This is a genomic window from Melaminivora alkalimesophila, from assembly GCF_000282995.1.
GTDB lineage: Bacteria > Pseudomonadota > Gammaproteobacteria > Burkholderiales > Burkholderiaceae_C > Melaminivora > Melaminivora alkalimesophila.
Genome location: NZ_ALEE01000741.1, coordinates 1 through 2,151, shown reverse-complemented (window position 1 = coordinate 2,151; position 2,151 = coordinate 1). Strand labels below are relative to the sequence as shown.

Genomic DNA, 2,151 nt, shown 5'->3' with positions numbered 1-2,151 from the left:
GTGCGCCGGCCGTTCTCGTGGCGGCCGCCCTGGGCGGGGGCGAGCACGTAGGCGAGGTTTTCCACCGCCCGGGCCCGCAGCAGCAGCTCCCAGTGGGCCTGCCCGGTGGTGTAGGTGAAGGCGCTGGGCACCAGCAGCAGGTCGGCCCCGGCGCGGGCGTGCTGCCGGTACAGCTCGGGAAAGCGCAGGTCGTAGCAGACCGACAGCCCCACGCGCCAGCCCGTGCCGTCGCTGGACGGCAGGTCGAATTGCACGACCTCGCTTCCCGCGGCAATGGTGCGGGCCTCGTCGAACTGCTCGTCGCCGTTGTCCAGGCGGAACAGGTGCATCTTGTCGTAGCGCGCCACGCAGCGGCCGTCGGACGCATAGACCAAGCTGCTGTTGTGCACCCGGCCGGGCTGCGGGCAGGTCAGCGGCAGGGTTCCGCCAACGATCCACAGGCCGAGCTCGCGCGCCGTGCGGGCCAGGAAGTCCTGCACCGGCCCATCGCCGAAGGCCTCGGCGCAGCCGAGCTTGTCTTCCTCGCGCAGGCCCATGGCGCTCCAGTACTCGGGCAGCGCGGCCAGCTCGGCGCCGGCGCGCGCGGCCTGCTCGAGCAGCGTGCGCGCCAGGCGCTGGTTGTCTTCGGGGTTGGTGCCCGAGACCATCTGGATGGCGGCAATCTTCATGGCTTGTCTCCGGAGGATGGGGGTGGGCCGGCGGGGCGCGGGCTGCGCGGCAGGCGCTGCACGCGCGGCTCGTCCCAGGTGCCGTCGATGCGGAATTCCTGCGTCGCGGCCTGCATCAGCGGACCGCGCAGGAACATCTGCGCGAGGAAGCTGCTCAGCCCGATGACCGGGTTGATGGCGGTGGCCACGAGCGAAGCCGTCATGGCGTTGATCTCGGGCACGACCACCACGTGCAGGTCCTGGGTCTCCCGGTCGATGTCGGCCTCGCCTTCCATCAGCACGGCGGCATTCACGCCCTTCATCTGCAGGTTGTTGGTGCGCGCCACGCCCCGGTCGATGGCCACGTCGCCGCGCACGAAGTCGAAGGCAAAACCTTCGCTGAAGACATCCCGGAAGTCCAGCGCCAGCCGGCGCGGCAGCGACTGCAGGCTCAGGACGCTGAGCAGCTTGGCCAGGCCGGGTTCCGCCTTGAGGAACTGGCCGGCGTTCATCTGCATGTGCAGCTGCCCTGTCATGCTGGCGTAGTCGGGCGCCAGCGGCGAGCCGAGCCAGGCCACGTTGCCATCCAGCCGCCCGCTGCCGCGGCGCAGCACGCCGTCCATCCCGAAGCGCGCCAGCAGTGCGCCCGAGTCGGCCACGTCCAGCGTGAAGCGCAGGGCAGTGCGCCGGCGCTGCCCCGCGCCGGAGGCGCCGCCCAGCAACGCCCAGTTGCCGTTCGAGCGCAGGCGCGCCTCCGGCACGGTGAGGTCAAAGCGCGCCAGGCGCCATTCGCGCTGCTCTCCCGCCGCGCGGTTCTGGGCCTCGATCTCCAGCCGCCCGAGCGAGCGGCCGCGCAGCTGGAAGTCCTGCACCACCACGTCCAGTGCGGGCAGGGCCTGCTGGCCCGCCTGCGCGTCGTCGAGCAGCGCGTCGAGCGGCTCGCCTTCGGCCTGCGGCAACGCCAGGCGCGCCAGCCGGGCGCTCAGCCGTCCGGGCTCGGCGCCCTCCCCAGGCTGGTAGTGCAGGTAGCCGTTGAGCTCGGCCGCATCCACGCTCGCGCGCCAGCCGGCGCCGTCGCGCGAGATGCCGGCGACGACGTTGCGCAGCGCCCGGCCCTGCAGGCCGAGCGTGCCGGCACGCAGTCCGATGCGGTCCGGCAGGTAGGCCTCCACGGCGTCCGCCGCACTGGCCTGCAGGTGTGGGCGTGGGGGGGTGCCGCCCGCCGCGGCGGCGGGCTCCTGCGTGTGCAGCAGCGCCATCCAGCCGTCCACGTCCAGGGCATCGAACACGGCGTTGGCCACGACTCCCCGCTCTGGCAGCGCCAGCGGCTCGCGTGCCGCGTCGCCGACGGCGATGCTGCCGCGCAGCACCCGCGCATCGCCACCTTCCTGGAGGCTCCGCTCGTAGGCCAGCTGGACAGTCTCTCCGATCCGGATGTCCAGCCGGTCTTCCTGCGCGCCCCCTCCCGGGCCGCGCGCGCGCCGCTGCACCTGCAGCGGCAGCG

At 73.2% G+C, this 2,151-nt stretch carries 2 protein-coding genes; both read right to left on the bottom strand.

Going from position 1 to position 2,151, the window contains the following annotated elements:
- Window positions 1–668 (bottom strand): carbon-nitrogen hydrolase family protein (locus A612_RS14395; protein ID WP_019375150.1); only part of this gene is annotated, 668 nt, incomplete at its 3' end.
- Window positions 665–2,151: YhdP family phospholipid transporter (locus tag A612_RS14390; RefSeq protein ID WP_019375149.1), on the bottom strand; the 1,487-nt coding region annotated here is incomplete at its 5' end. The genes A612_RS14390 and A612_RS14395, both read right to left, overlap by 4 nt.